We start from the raw sequence: 23,110 nt of genomic DNA on the forward strand, positions 1-23,110 counted from the left end.
ACGATGGCCGAGACCAATATCGGCGGGGCACCGGTCGTCACATCGATGCAGGTGATCCCGGTCGCGGGCCGCGACAGCATGCTCCTCAATCTGAGCGGCGCGCATGCGCCGTTCTTCACCCGCAACATCGTCATCCTCACCGACAATTCCGGACACACCGGCGTCGGCGAGGTGCCGGGCGGGCAAAAGATCTGGCAGACGCTCCAGGATGCCCGCGATCTCGTGATCGGCAAGACCGTCGGCGCGATGAACAACATCCTTGCCGACGTCCGCACGGCGTTCGCCGACCGAGATGCCGGCGGCCGCGGCAAGCAGACGTTCGACCTGCGCGTGATGATCCATGCGGTCACGGCGATCGAGTCGGCACTGCTCGACCTGCTCGGCCAGCACCTCAACCTGCCCGTCGCGGCGCTGCTCGGCGAAGGCCAGCAGCGCAAGAGCGTCGAGACGCTCGGCTATCTCTTCTTCGTCGGCGATATCAGCAGGTCGAAGCTCGATTACACCAAGGGCGAGACCGGCAAGCCCGAATGGTTCAACCTGCGCCACCAGGAGGCGATGACGCCGGAGACCGTGGTGCGGCTCGCGGAAGCCACCCACGACCACTATGGCTTCGCCGACTTCAAGCTCAAGGGCGGCGTGCTCCGCGGTGAGCAGGAGATCGAGGCCGTCACCGCCATCGCAAAACGCTTCCCCACCGCGCGCGTCACGCTCGACCCCAACGGCGCATGGTCGCTGGACGAGGCGATCAGCCTCTGCAAGGACATGCACGGCATTCTTGCCTATGCCGAGGATCCCTGCGGCGCCGAAGCCGGCTTCTCGGGTCGCGAGATCATGGCCGAGTTCCGCCGTGCCACTGGCCTGCCGACCGCGACCAACATGATCGCAACCGACTGGCGCCAGCTCTCTCATGCGCTGCGCCTGGGGGCGGTGGACATTCCGCTGGCCGATCCCCACTTCTGGACCATGCAGGGCTCGGTGCGCGTCGCCCAGACCTGCCGCGACAACGGCCTGACCTGGGGCTCGCACTCCAACAATCACTTTGACATTTCGCTCGCGATGTTCACCCATGTCGGCGCCGCCGCGCCCGGCAAGGTCACCGCGATCGACACCCACTGGATCTGGCAGGACGGCCAGGCGCTGACCAAGGAGCCGCTCCAGATCAAGGGCGGCAAGATCGCCGTGCCCGAGCGGCCGGGCCTCGGCATCGAAATCGACCGTCCGGCCCTCGAAACCGCGCATGAGCTTTACAAGAAGCATGGACTCGGCGCCCGCGATGACGCTACTGCCATGCAGGACCTGATCCCCGGCTGGACCTTTGACGACAAGCGTCCCTGCCTCGTGCGTTAAGAAAATCTCGGAGGACTACATGACTGCGATCCTGAAGAACTTCATCGGCGGCGAATGGGTCGACGGCTCCGGCGTCACCAAGAACATCAACCCCTCCAACACCAACGATCTCGTCGGCGAGTACGCCAAAGCCGACAAGGCGCAGACCGAAAAGGCGATCGCGGCAGCCAAGGCCGCCTTCCCCGCCTGGGCGCAGTCGACGCCGCAGGTGCGCTATGACGCGCTGAACAAGATTTCTCTCGAAATCCTCGCCCGCAAGGAAGAGCTCGGCCGCCTGCTCGCCCGCGAGGAAGGCAAGACGCTCCCCGAGGGCATCGGCGAGGTCGCCCGTGCCGGCCAGATCTTTGCATTCTTCGCCGGCGAGGCGCTGCGCCTGATCGGCGAAAAGGGTGCCTCCGTCCGTCCCGGTCTCGACGTCGAACTGACCCGCGAGCCGGTCGGCGTCGTCGGCATGATCACGCCCTGGAATTTCCCGATCGCGATCCCCGCCTGGAAGATCGCGCCCGCGCTCTGCTACGGCAACACCGTGGTGTTCAAGCCGGCTGAGCTGGTGCCTGGCTCCGCGCACGCGCTGTCCGAGATCATCACCCGTTCCGGCATTCCCGCTGGCGTGTTCAATCTCGTGGTCGGCTCCGGCTCCGTGGTCGGCCAGACGCTCCTTGAGCATCCGGATGTCGCGGCGATCTCCTTCACTGGCTCGGTGCAGACCGGCCGCAAGATCGCGCAGGCCTGCGTTCTGTCGAACCCGATGAAGAAGTTCCAGCTCGAGATGGGCGGCAAGAATCCGCTGGTCGTGCTTGACGACGCGGACCTCAAGACCGCCGTCGAGGTCGCCGTCAACGGCGCCTATTTCTCGACCGGCCAGCGCTGCACCGCCTCCTCCCGCCTGATCGTCACCGAAGGCATCCACGACCGTTTCGTCGCCGCGATGGCCGAGCGCCTGAAGAGCCTGTCGGTGGACGACGCGCTCAAGGCCGGCGTGCATATCGGCCCCGTGGTCGACCAGAGCCAGCTCGACCAGGACCTGCGCTACATCAAGATCGGCCAGGACGAGGGCGCCAAGCTCGCCTTCGGCGGCGAGCTGCTCAAGCGCGAGACGCCCGGCCATTACCTCCAGCCGGCGCTGTTCACCGAGGCCAACAACAACATGCGCATCGCGCGCGAGGAGATCTTCGGCCCCGTCGCCGCCGTCATCCGCGCCAAGAACTACGAGGAAGCGCTGGCGATCTCCAACGACACCGAGTTCGGCCTCGCCTCGGGCATCTGCACGAGCAGCCTGAAATACGCCTCGCACTACAAGCGCAACAGCGAGTCCGGCATGGTGATGGTCAACCTGCCGACCGCCGGCGTCGACTATCACGTGCCGTTCGGCGGCCGGAAGGGTTCGAGCTACGGCGCCCGCGAGCAGGGCTCCTATGCGCGCGAGTTCTACACCACGGTGAAGACCGCCTATACCTATCCGGGTTGATAGGCTGACATCGTAGGGTGGGTTAGCCCGCGGCTGCGCAAAGCGCAGTCCGCTGGCGTAACCCACCTCTTCTGCCTCCGCGGATGAAGACATTGGTGGGTTACGCTACGCTAACCCACCCTACACTTTCGGAGTCCTCCCATGGACCAGGACGTCGCAGCGAAAGAGCAGCCCCGCTACATCAAGCTCAACGAGCGCGACAATGTCGCGATCGTGGTCAATGATTTCGGTCTTCCCGCCGGCTCCCGCTTTGCCAGCGGCCTGACGCTGCGCGCCTTCGTGCCGCAAGGGCACAAGACGGCGCTGATCGATATCGCGCAAGATCAGCCGATCATCCGCTATGGCGAAGTGATCGGCTATGCGTTGTCGCCGATCCTGGCCGGCGAATGGGTCGATGAAGCGCGCATCCGCATGCCGGAGGCCCCTGCCCTCGACAAGCTGGAAATCTCGACCGCCGTCCCCGCGCCGCTGCCGCCGCTCGAAGGCTTTACCTTCGAAGGCTTTCGCAACACCGACGGCTCGGTCGGCACCAAGAACATCCTCGGCATCTCCTCCTCCGTGCAATGCGTCAAGGGCACGATGGAATACGCCGTGAAGCGCATCCGCGCCGAGCTGCTGCCGAAGTACCCGAACGTCGACGACGTCGTGCCGCTGACGCACGCCTATGGCTGCGGCGTCGCCATCAATGCCCCCGATGCGGTCGTTCCGATCCGCACGCTGCAGAACATCGCGCAGAACCCGAATTTTGGCGGCGAGATTCTGGTCATCAGCCTCGGCTGCGAAAAGCTCGCGCCCGAACGGCTGGTGCCGGAGGGCGTCAGCGATGCCATCGTGCGCATGCAGGACGAAGCCTTCGACGGCTTTGGTGCGATCGTCGATGCAATCATGACCCAGGCCGAAGCCCGCCTGAAGATCCTCAACACCCGCACCCGCGAGACCTGCCCGGCCGCCGATCTCGTCATCGGCCTGCAATGCGGCGGCAGCGACGCCTTCTCCGGCGTCACCGCCAACCCCGCCCTCGGCTTTGCGGCGGACCTGCTGGTGCGCGCCGGCGCGACCGTGATGTTCTCGGAAGTGACCGAAGTGCGCGACGCGATCCAGCTGCTCACCCGCCGCGCCATCAACGAGGACGTCGGCCGCGCGCTGGTGCGGGAGATGGCCTGGTACGATTCTTATCTGGCCCGCGGCGGCGCCGATCGCAGCGCCAACACCACGCCCGGCAACAAGAAGGGCGGCCTCGCCAACATCGTCGAAAAGTCACTCGGCTCGATCGTCAAGTCCGGCTCGAGCGCCATCACCGGCGTGCTCTCGCCCGGCGAGAAGGCGACGCAGAAAGGCATGCTGTTCGCGGCAACGCCCGCCTCCGACTTCATCTGCGGCACGCTCCAGCTCGCCTCCGGCATGACACTGCAGGTGTTCACCACCGGCCGCGGCACGCCCTACGGTCTTGCGGCCGCGCCCGTGATCAAGGTTGCGACCCGCACCGAGCTCGCGCGCCGCTGGAAGGACCTGATCGATTTCGATGCCGGCAGCATCGCCACCGGTGAGAAGACCATCGAGGAAACCGGCTGGGACTTGTTCCGCCTGATCCTCGACGTCGCCTCTGGCCGCACGAAGCCGTGGTCGGACCGCTGGGGTATCCACAACGATCTCACGCTGTTCAATCCGGCGCCCGTGACCTGAGCATGATCCGGAAAAGTGCGAAGCGGTTTTCCGAAAAGATCATGCTCAAACAATAGCCTAAAGCGCGATGACGATTCATACCAATCTCATCGCGCTTTAGAAACCGGCCAGCCGGCTTCACTGACTGTCAATCAGATGCATGTCGCCGAGCGTGACCGGCAGACTGCGCGCGATGAGATCCGCGATCGCCGCGCGTAGCCGTTCGCTAGACGCCAGACCGTCAAACGTCTCGTCGACCGGCCCGCTCGGCCCGGCGAGCCGCATGGTGCCCGTGTTGTCGAGCGGCGCGGCCGCCCGCTTCTCGATCACGTCGAACGACTTGCCGTCGATCACGCGCACCTCGTACAGCGCGTGGATCAGGCCGTAATCCGCAAGCAGCGTGCGATATTGGGCGAGCCCGATGCCCTCGACGTTGCGGCCGTTGCCGAGCTTCGATCTCGCCCGGGTGATGACGATGTAGGCATCCAACCCTTGCGGTGCGACATCGCTGCGAACCAGCTCCTTGAACGGATCGCTGCGCAGGAGATTGACGGGCGCAACCGCCGAATCCCTGATCGCGGCAAACGCCGCACGCCGGTAGCTCACCGCCTGCACGCGAAAGCGTCCGCCGAGTAGCTTCGTCGCCTGCTGGACGATCAGCTCGTCCAGCCCCCAAGCGCTGATCGAGAGGCTTTGCCCGGCGTTGCCGAGCGCGATCAGGCCGGCTTGCGTCAGGCTCATCTCCTCGCCTATGGCCGAGACGATGCCGACGGTCTTGATCGCCTGGAGTTTCGTCGCGCGTGTTTCGAACGCCGCAGCGGCTCCGAGGACGAGGGAAGCGATTGCGCAGGCGAGACCCAAAATGACTCTGCGACGCATGGCCTATCGAATCCTGAAATCGAACGAATAGGACGCACCCACGCCGACCGTGGTCTGGTTTGACGATCCCCGCAGCTTCACGAGCGGGCTGTCTGCTGCGTCGCCCAGCAGCTTCTCGTACTCGACATAGGCATGGACTTCCCACTGCGGATTGATGCGGTAGGAAATCTGGCTGCCGAAGCCGACCGAATGCGCGCCGCCTCTGGCATCGTACATCGGCAATCCCGAGGCCAGCGCCTGCGCGGCGTCGACACCGAAATAGGGCGCGGTCGCCTTGGTGCTTTTCCAGGTGAACCGCGGGCCGGCCGAGATCGTGAGCCTTTGGATCAGCGGCACGATGACGTCGGCGGAGACATCGGCGACCGTGCCGGTATGACCGCCCATGCCCTGGCGCAATTCACTGCGCAGGCGCAGCCAGTCGACCGGAAAATATTCGACGAACCCGCCGAGCTCGTATGCGACCTTCACGTCTCCAAGGCCGGTCAGCTCGGCATATTTGTCGCTCTTGCGCGACGAGACGTATTTGAACGCAGCGCCGGCACGAAAATTGCCGACGTCGAGCAGTGCGATGCTGGCGCTGTCGCGGGGCCCGCGAAATTGGTCGACCGACCCGGCACGGCGAATGGAGAAGATCGGGATCGGCATGAGCTTCCCATTCTTCGATCCGACGAAATCCGGCGTGTACTCTCCGCCGATGCCGACCATGACGGTCCAGTTGCCGGAAGGTGACGGCAGCATCGGCACGTCGAACGGCGGGGCCGGCAGCGTGAACGCCGTCTGCGCCGATGCCGACTGCGGGATTGCCAGGATCGTGCCGAACGCGGCGAGGAAGGCGGTCAGCAAGGTCTGCTGCGCTCTCGCCGCAGGATCGAGAGCAGCTTCGTCAAAATGCTTCATTTACAGGGCCCCGGACCGGCCTTGCTGGCCTGGTCGACTCGTGTGGTTAGGAGCCACAGCATGTGGTCCGGCAAAATTGCCCCAAGATTGCAAGGGGCAAGCAGCGCCCCGATCCCTTCGCGGCGCATGCCGGGCGCGCCGCCGGATCAATATTGCCCGAACATTGCCGGACCGCGCTCACGCTCCCAAACTTTGCGCGCCGGGGCCGATCGGCGCCCGCGTTCCTGCCTTTTATTCGCCAAGCTCGCTGCCTTAATGGGAACCCTGCGCACGAGCCGGAACGCCAGACTTCGGCCAGGGAGCGTCACGCTCAGGGTTTTGTTGCCCCAGCAGAGTCAAGGACGACCCGCGTGCGCTCCCTCGTAATCGAAGACGAACCGCAGATCGGCGCCTATGTCAGCCGCCTGCTCGGACAACTGCACGGCATTGTCGACGTCGTCGGCTCGATTGCCGATGCCCGTCAGGCGCTGGACAATTTCAAATATGATCTCGCGATCGTCGACCGGATGCTGCCCGATGGAGATGCGCTCCAGGTGGTGACGGCGCTGAGCCAATCGGCGGACCGTCCCGCGATCATCATGCTGACCTCCAAGGACGCTAAGGAGGACGTCGTCGACGGTCTCAACGGCGGCGCCGACGATTATCTCGGCAAGCCGTTCGAGCCGCAGGAGCTCATTGCGCGGGTGCGCGCCGTGTTGCGGCGGCCCCGGCAGCTCGCCCCCTCGGTGCTGTCGCTCGGCAATGTCGAGCTGCATCTCGGCAGCAACGAAGCGGTGGTCGCCGACACGAAAATCCTGCTCCGCCGGCGCGAGGCGCTGATCCTCGGAGCGCTCCTGATGCGCCGCGACCGCGTCATCACCCGCGCCGCCCTGATCGAGGAAATCTACGGCTTTGACGACGAGATCGAATCCAACACGCTTGAGGCTCAAGTCTCGCGCCTGAGGAAGAAACTGACCGAACTCGGCGGCAACGTCGAGATCCGCAGCATGCGAGGCATCGGCTACATCCTGCGGCTGGCAACACCGCGATGACGTCGATCGCCCGGACCTTTGCATTGTCGCTCGGCATCGCCGCGACCACGATTTTCCTGATCATGCTCGGCCTCTTCATCTGGCGCTATCCGATGGAGGAGCGCGAGTTCAGGGCCTGCCGGGTCGTGGCTGCCGTTCTTGACCGCGCCACCGATGTCGAAGGGCAGAACCTCACGGTGCGCCCAACGCGCGCCCTCGAAGAGCTGAAGGCGGACAGCCCGAACCTCTGGTACGTCGTGTCCGCAGGCGACATGGTCAGCGAGTACGGCAGCGAACGCCGGCCTGCCCTCCCCTTCGCCTTCCCCTATCACGGGCCCGTCGGCTCGTCCGTCTTCAGCACCCTCGACCAGAACAGCACCTTCTGTCTTGCCGTCATGCAACGGGGCTCGTTGCAGCTCGCGATGATGGTCGGTGAGCCTCAAGTCCGTTTCGGCCGGATGGCGAGAAACTTTCTTATCCGCAGCGTCTTTTCGATCATGCTGCTGGCGCTGGCCTTTGCCGCGACCGTTGCAGTCGGCGCGGCGCTGGCCGCGCGTTTCGTCTCACGCGGTATCGAACGGGTGGCGCTTCGCGCGCTCGCAATCGACCCTGCGGCACCGCAAGGTCTGATCTCCCTGTGCGAGGTCCCTCGCGAGCTGAAGCCACTGGTCGAGGCGCTGAACCGCGCCTTCGGCGAGATCGACGCCTATATACGGATGCAGCGCCGCTTCCTCGGCAATGCCGCCCATCAGCTCCGCACGCCGTTGACGCTCCTCCGAGCAAAGATCGAGGACGTGCCCGAGCCGGCTCTGAAGGCCGAACTGGTGCGCGACGTCCGCCGCCTGACGTCACTGGTCTCCGCCATGCTCGACCTGGCGCGATTGCAAAATCATGCGATCGAGAAGCGACCGATCGATCTTGCCGGGATCACGCTGGACGTGCTCGCCGATTTCGGCCCCTCGGCGCTGGACGCCGGCATAGAGCTTGCGCTGGAGCACGCCGGAGAAGGTCCGTTCCTGGTGCAAGGCGTCGACGCCGCGGTACGCAGTGCGCTTGCCAATCTCGTCGGCAACGCACTCATCCACGCCCATGGTGCGCGGCGCATCGTCGCCACGCTCAGCCGCGGCAACATCTCGATCGACGATGACGGCGCGGGCCTGCCCGACGGCGCGGAGCACAGGCTGCTCGAGCCGTTTCAGACCGGCAACAGCGCGGGCGACGGCGCCGGCCTCGGCCTGTCGATCGTCCGGGAGATCATGGCCGCGCACGGCGGCGAGCTGGTTATCTCCTCCGCGCCAGGCCGCGGCACGACGATGAGCTTGCGTTTTCCCGAGGCCACCGCGACAACCAAGGCTCCGCAGCCCGATCTGCAGGCGCATTAAACGATGCGTTTCGAGCGCTCCCGCGAAACCGTCCTGAAACATTGGCGCGAAAAACTTCGTCCTCGTTTCGTCCTTTCGCATCAAGCAACCAATTTGTTCGCCGACGGCCAATCGAATGTTCGCACACGAGCGAACCTGTCACGGCATCGCCGCGACCAAACCTCCGATTGATATCTTCAACGGAGATTTTCCAATGCGCGTTCTTTCCATGATGGCCGTTGCCGGCGCCATGATTGCGAGCTCGGCCGGTGCATTCGCCGGCGAGCTTCCCTCTTACGAAGTGAAGTCGTTGCCGATCTCGGCGACGCAAGTTCAGGTGCTCGGCGGCGCCGGCGTCGAGGAGCAGTCGACTGCGCCCACGATGATCGTCGCCGGCATGCCCGCTTCCCCCGCGCAAATTTCGGTGCTGTCGCCGCGCGTCAAGCGGCTCGCGAGCGCCAACGCCGCGAGCGAGCAGCGTTGATCGGCGCTGCGCCAGGCGGACCACGTCATTCTCTCATTCACGCATCCGCGCGCCGATATCAATCGGCGCGCGCTCAACTTATATGAATACTAATTCCAAATCTGATGATTGAGGGGCCATTGCGCCTCTCCCGCACTTCAAGCACCGGATCGCGCTTGTTAGTCGTCCTTGTCGCAAATGACGGGGGCGCGAATGCCACACTATTCGAGGACGACGGCGAAATTGATCGGCGGCGCGCTGCCGCTGCTGGCGGGCTTGATGAACGCGGCGCCTGCGGAGGCGCAATCATCATCGCAGGACCTGCCTCCCGTCGTCGTCGAGCAATCGTCGTCGCGGCCGACCGCCCGCACACGTCCGGTTCGCTCCCAACAAGCCGCACAAGCCGCTAACCGTCGCCGTCAGGTCGCGCGTGCGCCGGCCAACGCCGATGCTGCGGCAGCCGACGCAGGCACCGCAGCTGAGACCGCGACGAGCCCCGTCCGGGGCTATGTCGCAACCCGCAGCGGCACCGGCACCAAGACCGACACGCCGCTGCGCGAGACGCCGCAATCGATCACCGTGGTGACCGCCGATCGGGTCACCGACCAGGGTGCGACCACCGTGCAGGAAGCGCTGCGCTATGTGCCGGGCGTATTCGCCGACGCCTACGGCGCCGACTCGCGCGGCGACTATCCGCGCATCCGCGGCCAGGACCCGAACATCTATCTCGACGGCACCCGTGTGGTGAACACCTTCAACTTCAATGAATGGCGGCCGGAGCCGTACACGCTTGAGCGCATCGAGGTTTTGCGCGGCCCCTCCTCGGTGCTTTACGGCGACACCTCGACCGCCGGCCTCTTGAACCTGATCTCGAAACGTCCGCAAGCCGAATCCGCCAACGAGATCGGCATGCAATATGGCAGCTTCAACCGCAAGCAGGTGCAGCTCGACTCCACGGGAAAACTGACCAAGGACGGCGAGTGGCTCTATCGCTTCATCGGCGTGTTCCGCGACAGCAACACGCAGACCGACTACGTCAAGGACGACCGCATCGTGCTCGCGCCGTCGTTGACCTGGCGCCCAACCAACAACACCAGCTGGATCGTGCTCGGCACCTATCAAAAGGACACCACCGGCTCCTCCACGGCGTTTCTGCCGCATGAGGGCACGCTCTATCCCGGCCCCAACGGTTTCATTCCGATCGACCGCTTCACCAGCGAACCGGGCTTCGACCGCTATCGGACCGAGACCGGCGCTGTTTCAAGCCTGTTCGAGCATCGCTTCAACGATGCCCTGATCGTGAGGCAGAACCTGCGTTATGCGCATGTCGAGGGCATCTATCACGGCCTGTATCCCGACGTGTACTCCACCCCGGACAATCCCTTTCTGGATGCCGGACGGCGCACGGTGGCGCGCTATGTCTCGGCGCGCGACAGCGTCAAGGACAATTTCACATCGGACACCAATGCCGAGCTGAAATTCGCAACCGGCGCGGTCCTGCACAAGACGCTGTTCGGCATCGACTACCGCGACTACAAGGAGCGCGCGTCCTCCGGCTCGGACTACGACACGAGACCATTCGATCTCTACGCGCCGGTCTACACCGGCGTCACGCCGCCAACCATGTCTGCCGAGCCCGATCTGCGCCAGAGCCAGCTCGGCCTCTACGCACAGGATCAGTTGCGGCTCGGACCGTGGCTTGCGGTCCTCGGCCTGCGCCACGACTACGTCACCAGCGACACGCAGGGTTTACCGGTCGAGAACTACCAAGCGACCACCGGCCGTGCCGCGCTGATGTACGAGCTGCCGTTCGGCGTCACGCCTTACGTCACCTATGCACAGTCATTCAATCCGGTGTTCGGCAGCGGCGTCTGCGCCGCGGGGGCTTGCGCGCCGCAACGCGGCGAGATGGTGGAGCTCGGCTTCAAGTACAATCCGGCGCCCGGCAACGCGGTCAATGGCGCGATCTTCGACACCACCGAGCGGAACAGGCTGGCCAGCGATCCCGATAATCCGCTGCTCTCGATCCAGACTGGCAAGGTCCGCATCCGCGGCGCCGAGCTTGAGGTGCTGGCACGGATCACGCCGGATCTCGACCTGATCGCCGCATACACCTATCTCGATACGCGCGTCGAGAGTGGCGACAACGCCGGCAAGCATGTCGAGACCGTGCCCGACCACCAGGCTTCGCTCTGGGCGAAATACCGCCTCGCTCTGCTCGGCCTGCCCGGCGTCACGCTCGGCGGCGGCGTGCGCTATATCGGTCAGTCCTGGGACGGCACCGATACGATCCGCACGCCCGACTACACCCTGTTCGATGCGATGGTCCGCTACGACAACGGGCCCTGGCGGCTTCAGGTCAATGCCAGCAATCTCTTCGACAAGCGCCACCTGACCACGTGCCTGGCTCGCGGTGACTGCTTCCTCGGTATCGGCCGCACGGTGCTCGGCAGCGTGACGTACAGATTCTAGGAACGCCCCTAAGTCATGCTGCCGGGCATGAAGCAGCGCACGCGCGGATGGCCGTCGACATAGTGCTTCCACACCATGGTGCGGCCGATCTTGTTCGGCTCGGTGATCACGGCGCCGTCGGGCACGACGACCCATTCGTCGTCGATGCGCACGCGGTAGTGGCCGCTATCGGATTCCCAGTCGACGTCGGCTATGACGTAGCCGTCGGCATCCGAGCAGCATTGCCCGAATTTGCTGTGCAGGCTCTCGAACCAGGGTTTTAGCGGCGAGTTGGCATAGCGGCCGTCGTCGCGCGCCAGCGCCGAGGTCGCAAGCAGCGCCATCGGCCCCAGCAGCGCCGCCGCACATAGTCTGGCAAGTCGCATGTCGTCTCCGCGGATCGCAATCAGCGCCGCGAGGGACAGACACCGCCGTCCGCCTTCCGCACGGTGGCGGCAGGCGTGGAGACGGCGACCCGCTCCCCAGCGGCTTTGCGACAGCTATGCAAATCTGGCGCCAGCGCGCATTCCGGAGAACTACGGCCGCACGGTGTTGCCCCGGCTGGTGCGCACGTCCTGCATGTCCAACGCGTCGGCAATTTGCCGCAGCTGTTTTGGAGGCTTTCCTTGTTCCGCGAGGACGTGTACGAAACGGCCGCGGACGCAGGCCGCTTCGTTTAATCAACTGTTTCAATTAGAGAAATCAGGTGTTGGCGTGACTGGCATTGGACCGTCAGCGCTATGAGTTCGAGAGAGTTGCTTCCTGGCCAGCAGGATCCGACCGACTTGCCCGCAAGCGAAGTGCAGTTTGCGCTCGTGATTTCGCGCATGCTCGAGACAGTGAAGGACGACGCCGAAGCCAGGCGGCAGATGGTCTACGACCTTGCCCGCTACAAGCTCCAGGAGCAGTTCACCTACGCCGACGCCAGGAACATCGACCAGATGAAGCGGGCGCTCGAGGTCGCGATCGAGGAGGTCGAAAAATTCTCGCGCGACGAGGCGCCGCTGGAGCGCTTGCCGTCACAACAGCTCACGTCGTCAAAGGCGAATGAGACAGGCGGTCTTCTGGTGTCCGGCGACGCGACCGTTTTGCGATCGAGGATCGAGATATCCCGCAGCAAGCTGCCTGTGATCTCGGGCCCGCTCCTACCGGTGATCAAGCGTACGGCGGCCATCCTGCTTGCCGTTGGCGCAGTCATCCTGATCGTCTCGCAGCGAGACAACATCGCCGCGCTGCGCCGGCAGATTTCGTCCCAGGCCTCGGAGATCGCGCAGGTATCGCCCAAGCCGGAGACGACGATCACGGTCGCCAAGCCGGAAATGATCACCCCCGCCCCGCCTCCGCCGACGCGCATATTGCCAACCGACTACGGCATCTACGCATTGATCGACGACAAATCGCTGGCGGAGTTGAATGCAACCGGCGTGATGGCGCCGGACATGCGCATCGCGATTTCACCGGAGTTCAAGAAGCCCGATCGCCCGCATCTGCCGAACGGCCGCGTCAAATTCATCGTGTTTCGGCGGGACGCCGCGAACGTGATCCCGGAGCGCGTCGAGGTTCGGGTCGTCGCGAAGATCGCCAGGGAGTTTTCGACCGATGCGGCAGGCAAAAATCTGGGCGGCGGAGAAGATGTCGGGGTGATCCGAAACTTCGCCTATCCGTTCCGGGTGTCGCCGATCCCGGGCAAGCCCGAGATGTACGAGCTTCACACCGGCGATTCAGGGCTCGAGCTTGCGCCGGGACATTACGTCCTGAGCCTGGGATCGCAGGCCTATTATTTCCAGGTCGACGGCGAGATCACCGATCCCAGGCAATGCCTCGAGCGGGTCGTCGCCGGCAACGGCACGTTCTACGCGCCTTGCAAGAAGGCACGGACGTATTGACGGTCTCTCCCCGCCATTGCGAGCGCACCACCAAACACTCAGCTGTCATCGCCCGACTTGATCGGGCGATCCAGTATTCCAGAGACAGTGCGAGGATACGGAGGGGCCGCGGCGTACTGGATTCCCCGCTTGCCGCCTACGCTGAAGCTTCGGCGCCCCTAGACTGAAGCCCCGGCGAAGCCTTGGCGTCGCCGGGTCGCGGGGAATGACAGTGGCGTGTGAGGCAACAGCCTTGACGGCAACTACGGCCGACGGCGAACCTACTGCTTCGGCGCCGGCGCCATCATGGCGCCGCCCTTCTTCGCTGCGGGCGCGGTCGCCGGCTTCGTCGTCGCGGCGGTCGCCTGTGCCGGAAGATATTTGGCGACGATGGCAGGATCGACCTGGGCGATGTTGGCGTCGGGAAGACGCGTCCAGGTCTCGTCCTTGCCGAACAGGGAAATGCCGAGGAAGCCGCGCATGGTCAGCGTCTGCCCGTCCGGGCTGACCGACATCTTGGCCTTCCAGATGTTGCCGTCGCGCGGATTGACCACGTTGCCGCCGTCATACTTCAAGCCGTCGCGCTTCATGTCGCGGATGAAGGAGAGCCCGAGCACCGGCGCGTTCTTGCGATCATCCGTGCATTTCGCACAGACCTCGTTCGGGTCGTCGCCGGGGCGCGGAAAGGTTTTTGCGATCACACCTTCGAAGATGCCGTTGTGGTCGACGAAGAGGAACCATCCCACCGTCTTGCCGTCCTCGGTCTTCTGCCAAAGACCCGCGGCGGTTGGCTGCTGCGCCTGTGCGGCAGCCGGCTTCACCGCGCCCGGCGTCAGCGCAAGAGCGAACGCGAGGAGCGAGAGCAGCCGAAAGCTGGAAAAGAGAGTCCGCATTATGATCACCTTGCTAAGCCGCCACTGCAATGGCCGCAGACTACGGCGATTTCGCGAACGGTTCCAGCACCAGAAACATGGGGCATCGCCTGCCGAACCCGGTGCCGTCAGTTGACACCGAGCTTCTTTTGCAGACTGGAGGACGAGGTCGTGTACTGGAACACGAGCCGCTTCTCCGGATAGACGTAACGATGGGCTTTTTGCGACATCAGCGCGCCCTCGTGGAAGCCGCACAGGATCAGCTTGATCTTGCCGGGGTAGGTGTTGATGTCGCCGATGGCGAAGATGCCTGATACGTTGGTCTCGAACGCGGACGTCTCGACCGGCACCAGATTGTTCTCCAGCGCGATGCCCCAGTTCGCGACCGGACCGAGCTTCATGGTCAGCCCGAAGAACGGCAGCATGGTATCGCAGGAAATTTCGCTCACGCTGTTGTCGTTGCCCTTGACGGTGGCGCCGGTCAGCTTGCCCTCGGTGCCGGACAGCGCGGTGACCTGCCCGAGCCGCAGATCCATCTTTCCGTCGGCCACCAGCGCGCGCATCTGCTCGACGCTGTGGGGCGCGGCGCGAAAATCGTCGCGCCGGTGCAGCAGCGTGATGCGCTTGGCGAGCGGATGCAGATTGAGCGTCCAGTCGAGCGCGGAATCGCCGCCGCCGACGATCAGAACGCTCTTGTCGCGGAACGTCTCCATCTTGCGCACGGCGTAGTGCACCGAGGTGCCTTCATAGGCCTCGATGCCCGGCACCGGCGGGCGCTTGGGCTGGAACGAGCCGCCGCCGGCCGCGATCACCACCACCTTGCATTCGAACACCTTGCCCGCGTCGGTGGTGCAGCGAAACAAGGGATCGCCGATCCTCTCCACCGTCTCCACCATCTCGCCGAGATGGAAGGTCGGATGGAACGGCTTGATCTGCTCCATCAGCGCGTCGGTGAGGCCCTGCCCCGAAACGTGCGGAATGCCGGGAATGTCGTAGATCGGCTTTTCCGGATAGAGCTCGGCGCACTGGCCGCCGACCTTGTCGAGGATGTCGATGAAATGCGCCTTCATGTCGAGAAGGCCAAGCTCGAAGGCGGCGAACAGACCACAGGGGCCGGCGCCAATAATCAGCACATCGGTTTTGATCACGTCGCTCATGTCGTCTCTTTATCGATCGTTATCGGTTGGACGGCGCCCGGGGGGCAGAAGTGACCCTGCCTGTCTAGCCAACGGGGATGGATCAGGGAAGGCATAAAAGCGGGAGCACCCCGCAGCCGCGCCCACTTGCCGGGTCAGGATAACTGGGCTGTAACGGGATGCGATATGACGGAGATCAATCGGTGAACGCACCAAGCCGCCTCGATACGACGCCGCGCCTGGAGGACTATCCCTATCGTCTCGGCGACAATGTCCGCTTCGGCGATCTCGATCCGAACCAGCACGTCAACAACGCGGTCTACGCCACTTATTTCGAGACCGGCCGTGTCACGCTGATGAAGAGCCCGGAATACGGGCTGACGCCGCCGGGCCTCGCCTGGATCATGGTGCGGCTCGACATCCATTTCCGCGCCGAGCTGCACTGGCCGAACACGATCGAGCTCGGCCTCGGCGTGGTCAAGCTGGGACGGACGTCGGTGACCTTCGAACAGGTGGTGTTTTCGGAAGGAAAGTGCATCGCTTCGGCGATGTCGGTCGGCGTCATGCTCGACGAGGCGACGCGGCGGCCCGCACCGCTCACCGCTGAGATCATCGAGAAGCTCAGGCCCTGGCACAAGCGCGGTATCGAGGTCGCGCCGCCGAGCATCTAATATAGCGAGGGACGATCAGGCCTGCCGTTCCGGCGTCGCCACGACGAGCCCGTCGAGCTCGTCGGAGACCTTGATCTGGCAGGACAGCCGCGAGTTCGGGCGCACGTCGAAACCGAAATCGAGCATGTCCTCTTCCATCGGCGTCGGGCTGCCGACCTTCTCGCGCCAGGCTTCGTCGACATAGACATGACAAGTTGCGCAGGCACAGGCGCCGCCGCATTCGGCCTCGATGCCGGGAATGCTGTTGCGGATGGCGGCTTCCATCACGGTCGCGCCGTTCTCGACTTCCACCGTACGGGTTTCGCCCTTGTGGTCGACAAAGTTAATCTTGGCCATGTGTGCTCGTGCTGCCGCGATGTTGCGAATGAAGGAGGGTCCGGGCTGTCCTATAACGGGTCGATCCGCCCGGCGCCATAGGGTTTTGAAGCGACGTGAATCCCGCTTCGCGGGAAGAAAACGCGTCAAAACAAAAGACTAGAGCGCGGTTTCTGACCCTGTCGCCCTAGGGCTTCAGGATCGCCTCGATGGCGGTGCGAGCCTCGGTCACCGCCTCTTTCAACGCGGCGAAGGCGTGGGGCTGGCCATGGCCGGTCCGGACCGCGGTCTCCAGGCTGGCGGCGGCATCCGCCACTGCAAAGGCGCCGATTCCGCGCGCCGAGCCCTTGAGCTTGTGGGCGAGTGCGCCGGCCTCGGCCGGCAGTGCTGCCATCGCCGCGATCAAGCGGACCGCCTGCTCGGCGAACATCGCGAGCACTTCCTGTTCCAGCTCAGTGTCCCCGAGCGTCATGCGCGAGAGGTGATCGAGGTCGAGCGGGCTGTCGATGGGTGCAAGCGGGGGCGAAGGCATCCAGTCCATCCGTTGCAGTTCAGGCGTCATGGCGCAGGCCCCGGCATCGCGCGATGTCCGCCGCTCCGGCGGTCAAGCTCCCCCCACGGAAGCATGGAAATGGTTAACGAAGTGTTTGGGCCGTTTTACGCAAATCCGCCCGCTTATTGACGAAAAGTTGCCGCAATCTGGCGAGTCCGGTGGAGAATTCCATTTATTGCTAAGGCGTTACGGCGCTATCCTGTTAACGATGATTAAGATTGTCTTAATCCCGGGCATTTCATTCGCGACGCTCTGCCAATAGGATGTTGCAGAAATTGGCGGACAAGCCGTCCGGGTGGGGACGGCTCGGGAATCCGCGCAAGCGGCATGATCCGGTCTGTGGGCTTGCGCAGCGCGGGCTCGCGGGGGGACGCGTACAAGTAACGAGGGCTCGGACTGAACATGGCGAACACTCCGAAAAAGGTCAAAGACCCCACAGAAGTTGCGCTTTCTGCGATCCAGGAAGCCCTGAACATCAGCGACACGGCCGCGGACACCAGCCGCAACGCCTCGATGCGCAACGAAACGTCGTCTCCGGTGGGGCCGCCGGCCCCCCCGATCTTCGACGAGCCGACCTTCGAGCCGCGTCCTGCCGCCAACGAGCGCGCCACCGTGTTCGATACGATCGAGGAGCCGCGCACCTCGCGCCGCGCCGCCAACGACGACCGCGAGACCATCGGCCAGTTGCTCCAGGCGCTTCAGAAGGGCCGCCCTGCCCGCAGCGTCTACACCTTCGCCACCATCTTCGCCGGCGTCTGGCTCGCAGCCTGCGCCGCGCTCACCGTCGGCTTCCTGCCCTCGATCCAGGCCGCCATGGGCCAGAGCGGCGGCGTGCTCGTCATCGCCGGCCTGATCGCGATGTTCTTCGCGCCGATCATGCTGTTCTACTTCCTTGCGAGCCTGGTCTGGCGCGGCCAGGAAATGCGCATGATCGCGCAGGCGATGGCGCAGGTCGCGATCCGCTTCTCCGAGCCCGAAGGCTCGGCATCCGATTCCATGGTCACCGTCGGCCAGGCCATCCGCCGCGAGGTCGCGGCGATGGGCGACGGCATCGAGCGCGCCATCGCGCGCGCCGGCGAGCTCGAGACGCTGGTCGCCAACGAGGTTGCGGCGCTCGAGCGCGCCTATTCCGACAACGAAGTCCGCATCCGCTCCCTGCTCCAGGACATCGCGCACCAGCGCGACAATCTGGTCGGCCAGGCCGAGCAGGTCCGCAGCGCCATCTCCGGCGTGCAGATCGATCTGCGCCACGACATCGCGCTGATCTCGGACGCGATCGCCTCGCGCGTCGACGAGGTCGCCAAGAGCATCACCGGCGCGCTGGAAGAGCGCGGCGCCCACATCACCGGCGCACTGAGCAATGCCGGCGACAACATGATCCTCGCGCTCGGCGAGCGCGGCGGCGACCTGCTCGACCGCCTCGAGGAGGCCAGCAACGAGACCACGCGCGCCGTGCTCGACGCCAGCGAGCGGCTGACCACCAGCCTCAATTTCAAAACGGGCCACGTCCACGACGAGTTCGTCGACCTCGCCGACCGCGTCCACGAGATGCTGAACGAACGTATCGACCGCATCACCGGCGAGTTCGAGCAGCGCTCCGCCGCGATCGTCGACGGCATCTCCGAGCGCACCGAGCAGGTGCACGACAGCCTGAAGAATTCGTCGGACTCGCTGCTGCTCGAGCTCGAGCTGCGCTCCAGCGACCTCTCCGCCAAGATCGACGATGCCGGCAACCGGCTCGCCGGCCACATCATGACCTCCGGCGACAAGGCGAGCGAGGCGCTCGACGCCACCGTCAACACGCTCGTCGCCAAGGTCGTCAGCCAGACCGAGACCGCGCACGACTCGCTGTCGCTGCAGATGAGCGCGTTCGACGAGCTGGTGAAGAACCAGGGCACCGAGCTGGTCGAGAAGTTCGCCCGCGACTCCGGCACGCTCGGCGCGCTGATCACCCGCCACATCTCCGAGTTCGACCGCACCGTGAAGACGTTCGGCGGCGAGATCGTCGATCGCATGGGCCAGCGCACCCAGGACATCGCCGAGAGCCTGAAGACCTATGTCGACAATTTCGATACCCGCTTCACCTCGAACGGCGGGGCGATCACGGCCGTGCTCGACCAGCGCCTGGTGCAGTTCGAGACCACGGTCGGCGAACGTGTCACCAACCTCGACTCCTCGCTGAACGACAAGATCGTCAGCCTCGACGGCACGATCGAAGGCCACCTCAAGACCTTCGACGACCAGCTCGTCGGCCGCGTCGCCGCGCTCGAACAGTCGTTCGACACCCGCGCCAAGTCGGTGACCGAAACCATCGACGGACGCCTCAACACCCTCGCCTCGTCGCTGACCGACGGTGCCGCGCAGGCGATCCAGTCGATCGACTCCCGCCTCACCCACCTCACGACGTCGCTCACTGACGGTGCATCGCAAGCCATCGAGACGATCGATACCCGCCTCAACCATCTCGCGACCTCGCTCACCGATGGCGCATCGCAGACCATCCAGTCGATCGATACGCGGCTGACGCACCTCACGACGACGCTCACGGGCGGCGCCGCGCAGGCGCTCGAATCCGTCGACACGCGCCTCACCTACCTGACGACTGCGGTGACGAACGGCGCCTCGCAGGCCGTGCAGTCGATCGACACGCGCCTCACCCTCCTGACCTCGACGCTCACGGACGGCACCGCGCAGGCGATCGAGGCGGTCGACCGCCGCATCACCGGCGTCGCCGAGATGATCGACGGCCGCAGCACCCACCTGACCGACACGGTCACGGCGCGCTTCCAGGACATCCACCAGGCCATCGAGACCAAGGTCGGCTCGGTCGCCAACGACATCGACGTGCGCGTGGCGCAGTTCGAGGACCTGCTCGGCTCGCGTGTCGAAGCCGTCGCCGGCCGCATCGAAAGCAGCGGCCGTCAGGCCAGCGAGGACATGATGTCCCGCGCCGAGATGATCTCGACCGCGATCCGCTCGCATGTCGAGGACGCCGAGCGCTCGCTCACCAACCTCGTCGTCAACACCAGCGAAACGATCCAGACCGGTGCGCGTACCGCGCAGCAGTCGCTGATGACGGTCTCCTCCGACGTCAACGCCCAGCTCAAGATGACCTCCACCGAGGTCGAGCGCGCGCTGACCGCGGTCGGCACCGGTGCTGCGAACTCGATCCTGACCAGCGCCCGCGAGGCTCAGTCGACCCTGGTCGCGGCCTCGGGCGATGCCTCCAACCAGATCAAGGGGCTCGCGGTCGACGTCGAACGCACGCTGTCGGCAGCCGGTTCTGCCACCGCAGCCTCGATCCTGGCCGGCGCCCGCGAGGTGCAGACCACGCTCGTCACGGCGTCTTCGGACGCGGCCAACCACGTCAAGACGCTCACCGCCGACGTGCAGCGTTCGCTGTCGCTGGCCGGCGCCACCACGGCGGAATCGATCACCGCCGGCGCCCGCGATGCGCAGAGCGCGCTGATCGCGGCCTCGACCGAGACCGCCAACCAGATCAAGGCGCTGTCCTCGGACGTGCAGCGCTCGCTCTCGATGGCCGGCACCTCGACCGCCGAGACCATCATGACCGGCGCCCGCGAAGCCCAGACCACGCTCGTCAACGCGTCCTCGGATGCGGCGACCCAGGTCAAGTCGCTCGCGGTCGAAGTGCATCGGTCGCTCTCGCAGGTCGGCCAGTCGACGGCCGAGACGATCACGACCAGCGCCCGCGACGCCCAGAGCACCCTGCTCTCCGTCTCGGCCGAACAGACCAGCCAGGTCCGTTCGCTGGCGGCCGAGATGCAGCGCGCGCTGGCGACCGCCGGCGGCGCCACCATCGAGGCGCTCACCAGCGGCGTGCGCGAGGCCCAGGGCACGCTGATCACCGCCTCGACGGATGCGGCAAGCCAGATCAAGTCGCTGACCACGGACATCGAGCGCACGCTGACCTCGGTCGGCGCCGACACCGCCTCGACCATCCTCAACAGCGCGCGTGAGGCGCAGACCTCGCTGACTTCGACCTCGGCGGATGCCGCAAGCCAGATCCGCACGATCTCGACCGAAATCGAGCGCGCATTGAGCACGGCCACGACCAACGCCACCAACGACATCCAGACCAGCGCGCTCAACGCCCAGAACGCGTTGATCAACGCCTCCAACGAGGCAAGCTCGCGCGTCAAGTCGAGCTCGGCCGACGTCGAGCGTTCGGTGCTTGCCGCCAGCAGCAGCTTCGGCCAGGCCATGACCGGCAAGACCGACGAGATCGTCACCTACGTGCAGCAGCAGGCCGACCGTCTGTCGAACATGATCGACGCCAAGCGCGGCGCGCTGGTGGACGCGATCGGCTCGAAGACCAGCCAGCTCACGCTCGATATCGACCGCGTCACCTCGGATGCGTTGAAGTCGATCGAGACGCGCGGCCATGCGTTCTCGCAGACGATGATGGGCAACGGCTCCGAAGTCGCCCGCACCATCAACGCGGCGAGCGAGATGGCCACCGGCGCGGTCGGCAAGTCGCTCAAGGACCTCGAACAGGCCTCCCGCTCGGCGATCGACCAGTCGCGCCAGGTCTCGATCGCGGCCGTCACCGAGATGCAGGAGACCAGCAAGATCCTGCGTACCGACACGGTGGCCCTGTTCGAGCGTCTGCGCGAAGGCAACATCCTCCTCCAGGAGGTGCTGACCGGTGCGCACGACAACCTCAACTCGCTCGAGCGGGCGCTGGTGACGCGCGTCGCCGACTTCGTCTCGGCGATGAACGACGTCACCTCGCGCAACGGCGCTGCGACGCAGAACCTGGAAGACCAGCTCAACGTCTTCAACACGAAGACCACGCGGGCCCTGCAGGACCTCGGCGAGCTGTCGACCCAGTTCGACGCGCACGGCAAGGCGCTGGTCGAGGCCGCGCAGGTCGTCGAGGTGAGCAACAAGAACACCACCGCCTCCCTCGCCGAACGCAAGCAGGCGCTGGAATCGCTCGTCACGACCATCGACCTGCGCACGGCCGATCTCGACCAGCGTCTGTCGCGCTTCACAGGCCTGCTCGATGAATCGCTGGCCGCCGCCGAAGAGCGTGCCCGCGACATCGCACGCGTCGTCGCGGAGACCGCCGGCGCAGGTTCCGCCGCGATCACCCGCCAGTTCGAGGCGGTGCGCGTGGCGTCCGAGGAGGAGCACCGCCAGACCATCGAGGCCATGCACGACATCTACCGCCAGACCACGGACGAGGCGGATACGATGTTCAAGCAGTCGACCGAGAAGTTCACCAACCTCGTCTCCAGCATGAAGCAGATGGCGTTCGAGATGCACAACGAGCTCGAAGCCACCCGCAACGAGCTGCGCCGCGGCGTGCTCGAGATGCCGCAGGAGGCCGCCGAGAGCACTGCGCAGATGCGCAAGGTGATCGTCGACCAGATCGAGGCCCTCGCCGAGCTCAACCGCATCGTGGCCCAGCATGGCCGTGGCCTCGACGTCTCCACGACGGGCCGCGCCAGCGTGCAGCGCCAGGAAGAGCCGTTGATGGCAGCCGTCGGCGCGCGCAGCACCGAGACCCGCGGCCGCGACACCGGCAGCGCCTCGACGCTGCCGCCGCCGGACCTCGGCATGCCCGCCGCCTCGCGCCGCACCGAAGCGCCTCCGGTCGCGCCCGCGGGCAACGACCAGGGCCGCGACGGCTGGCTGTCGGACCTCCTGAACCGCACGGACGCCAACCAGGGTGCTCCGACCGGACGTGAGGCCCCGCGTGGCCGCGCGGCACCCGCGCCGCAGCCGCAGGCTCCACAGGGTGGCAGCAATCCGCTGGAGTCGCTGTCGCTCGACATCGGCCGCCTGATGGACCGCAACCTCGCCGCCGAGATGTGGGACCGCTACCAGCGCGGCGAGAACAAGGCCTTCACCAAGCGCCTCTACACGCCTGCCGGCCAGAAGGCCTTTGACGAGGTCGCCCGCAAGTACCGCGCCGACCGCAACTTCAAGGGCACGGTCGACCGCTACGTCGCCGAGTTCGAGCGCCTGCTCGACGAAGTCGCCCGGGACGGCCGTGGTCCGCAGGAGCTGCGCAGCCACCTGACCTCGGAGACGGGCCTGGTCTACACCCTGCTCGCGCATGCGGCGGGTCGGCTCGGGTGATCAGCCCGTAGCGACAACGAATAGCCAATGAGAACGGAGGCCTCACGGC

Annotated in this window: 17 protein-coding genes; 10 read left to right on the plus strand and 7 right to left on the minus strand. The window is 65.4% G+C overall.

Annotation, left to right across the window (positions count from 1 at the left end):
- Window positions 1–3 precede the first annotated feature (3 nt).
- The 3 genes from gudD (at window position 4) to garD (ending at window position 4,498) form a co-directional block, all read left to right on the plus strand.
- Window positions 4–1,347, plus strand: a complete 1,344-nt coding sequence (gudD, locus tag ACKWRH_RS30475) for a glucarate dehydratase (RefSeq protein ID WP_445216519.1) — start codon at window positions 4–6, stop codon at window positions 1,345–1,347.
- A gap of 19 nt (window positions 1,348–1,366) precedes the next feature.
- Window positions 1,367–2,815: an aldehyde dehydrogenase family protein gene (locus tag ACKWRH_RS30480; protein ID WP_445216520.1), complete on the plus strand. Its 1,449-nt coding sequence runs from the start codon at window positions 1,367–1,369 to the stop codon at window positions 2,813–2,815.
- A 141-nt stretch (window positions 2,816–2,956) separates the two neighbouring features.
- Window positions 2,957–4,498: a galactarate dehydratase gene (gene garD, locus ACKWRH_RS30485; RefSeq protein ID WP_445216521.1), complete on the plus strand. Its 1,542-nt coding sequence runs from the start codon at window positions 2,957–2,959 to the stop codon at window positions 4,496–4,498.
- Between the two features lie 117 nt (window positions 4,499–4,615).
- On the opposite strand, the gene ACKWRH_RS30490 is transcribed toward garD, so the two are convergent.
- Both ACKWRH_RS30490 and ACKWRH_RS30495 read right to left on the minus strand, forming a co-directional pair.
- Entirely contained in the window at window positions 4,616–5,356 is a 741-nt protein-coding gene (locus ACKWRH_RS30490; protein ID WP_445216522.1) for a hypothetical protein, read from the minus strand.
- A 3-nt stretch (window positions 5,357–5,359) separates the two neighbouring features.
- Complete coding sequence (locus tag ACKWRH_RS30495) at window positions 5,360–6,253, minus strand: MipA/OmpV family protein (protein ID WP_445216523.1); 894 nt, start codon at window positions 6,251–6,253, stop codon at window positions 5,360–5,362.
- A gap of 350 nt (window positions 6,254–6,603) precedes the next feature.
- Here ACKWRH_RS30495 and ACKWRH_RS30500 point away from each other — a divergent pair, with 350 nt between their 5' ends.
- The 4 genes from ACKWRH_RS30500 to ACKWRH_RS30515 all read left to right on the plus strand — a co-directional run bounded on the left by ACKWRH_RS30500 (window position 6,604) and on the right by ACKWRH_RS30515 (window position 11,559).
- Window positions 6,604–7,284, plus strand: coding sequence for a response regulator transcription factor (locus tag ACKWRH_RS30500; protein ID WP_445216524.1), 681 nt, complete (start codon window positions 6,604–6,606; stop codon window positions 7,282–7,284).
- Window positions 7,281–8,645, plus strand: coding sequence for a sensor histidine kinase (locus tag ACKWRH_RS30505; RefSeq protein ID WP_445216525.1), 1,365 nt, complete (start codon window positions 7,281–7,283; stop codon window positions 8,643–8,645). Before ACKWRH_RS30500 ends, ACKWRH_RS30505 begins: the two co-directional genes overlap by 4 nt.
- Window positions 8,646–8,838: 193 nt before the next feature.
- The gene (locus tag ACKWRH_RS30510) at window positions 8,839–9,108 is read left to right on the plus strand and encodes a hypothetical protein (RefSeq protein WP_254121323.1); all 270 of its coding nucleotides are present in this window, start codon (window positions 8,839–8,841) and stop codon (window positions 9,106–9,108) included.
- A gap of 192 nt (window positions 9,109–9,300) precedes the next feature.
- Window positions 9,301–11,559 carry a TonB-dependent siderophore receptor gene (locus ACKWRH_RS30515; protein ID WP_445216526.1) on the plus strand — a complete coding sequence of 753 codons (2,259 nt, stop codon included), beginning with the start codon at window positions 9,301–9,303 and terminating at the stop codon, window positions 11,557–11,559.
- A gap of 8 nt (window positions 11,560–11,567) precedes the next feature.
- Here ACKWRH_RS30515 and ACKWRH_RS30520 read toward each other — a convergent pair whose 3' ends face one another.
- Window positions 11,568–11,924: a hypothetical protein gene (locus ACKWRH_RS30520; protein ID WP_445216527.1), complete on the minus strand. Its 357-nt coding sequence runs from the start codon at window positions 11,922–11,924 to the stop codon at window positions 11,568–11,570.
- Window positions 11,925–12,323: 399 nt separating this feature from the next.
- Here ACKWRH_RS30520 and ACKWRH_RS30525 point away from each other — a divergent pair, with 399 nt between their 5' ends.
- Window positions 12,324–13,424, plus strand: a complete 1,101-nt coding sequence (locus ACKWRH_RS30525) for a hypothetical protein (RefSeq protein ID WP_445216528.1) — start codon at window positions 12,324–12,326, stop codon at window positions 13,422–13,424.
- A 260-nt stretch (window positions 13,425–13,684) separates the two neighbouring features.
- Here the strand turns inward: ACKWRH_RS30525 and ACKWRH_RS30530 are convergent, their stop codons facing one another.
- Window positions 13,685–14,296 carry a DUF2147 domain-containing protein gene (locus tag ACKWRH_RS30530; RefSeq protein WP_445216529.1) on the minus strand — a complete coding sequence of 204 codons (612 nt, stop codon included), beginning with the start codon at window positions 14,294–14,296 and terminating at the stop codon, window positions 13,685–13,687.
- Window positions 14,297–14,403: 107 nt separating this feature from the next.
- Entirely contained in the window at window positions 14,404–15,432 is a 1,029-nt protein-coding gene (locus ACKWRH_RS30535) for an NAD(P)/FAD-dependent oxidoreductase (protein ID WP_445216530.1), read from the minus strand.
- A 182-nt stretch (window positions 15,433–15,614) separates the two neighbouring features.
- On the opposite strand from ACKWRH_RS30535, the gene ACKWRH_RS30540 reads away from it, so the two are divergent.
- Window positions 15,615–16,082: an acyl-CoA thioesterase gene (locus tag ACKWRH_RS30540; protein WP_063982232.1), complete on the plus strand. Its 468-nt coding sequence runs from the start codon at window positions 15,615–15,617 to the stop codon at window positions 16,080–16,082.
- A 15-nt stretch (window positions 16,083–16,097) separates the two neighbouring features.
- On the opposite strand, the gene ACKWRH_RS30545 is transcribed toward ACKWRH_RS30540, so the two are convergent.
- Window positions 16,098–16,418 carry a 2Fe-2S iron-sulfur cluster-binding protein gene (locus ACKWRH_RS30545; protein ID WP_014493954.1) on the minus strand — a complete coding sequence of 107 codons (321 nt, stop codon included), beginning with the start codon at window positions 16,416–16,418 and terminating at the stop codon, window positions 16,098–16,100.
- A gap of 166 nt (window positions 16,419–16,584) precedes the next feature.
- On the minus strand, window positions 16,585–16,959 hold the full coding sequence (locus ACKWRH_RS30550) for an Hpt domain-containing protein (protein WP_445216531.1): 375 nt from the start codon (window positions 16,957–16,959) through the stop codon (window positions 16,585–16,587).
- A 393-nt stretch (window positions 16,960–17,352) separates the two neighbouring features.
- Between ACKWRH_RS30550 and ACKWRH_RS30555 the strand changes: the two genes are divergently transcribed.
- Window positions 17,353–23,061, plus strand: a complete 5,709-nt coding sequence (locus ACKWRH_RS30555; RefSeq protein ID WP_445216532.1) for a negative regulator of septation ring formation — start codon at window positions 17,353–17,355, stop codon at window positions 23,059–23,061.
- The last annotated feature ends 49 nt before the right edge of the window (window positions 23,062–23,110 follow it).

This window comes from Bradyrhizobium sp. Pa8, assembly GCF_052588265.1.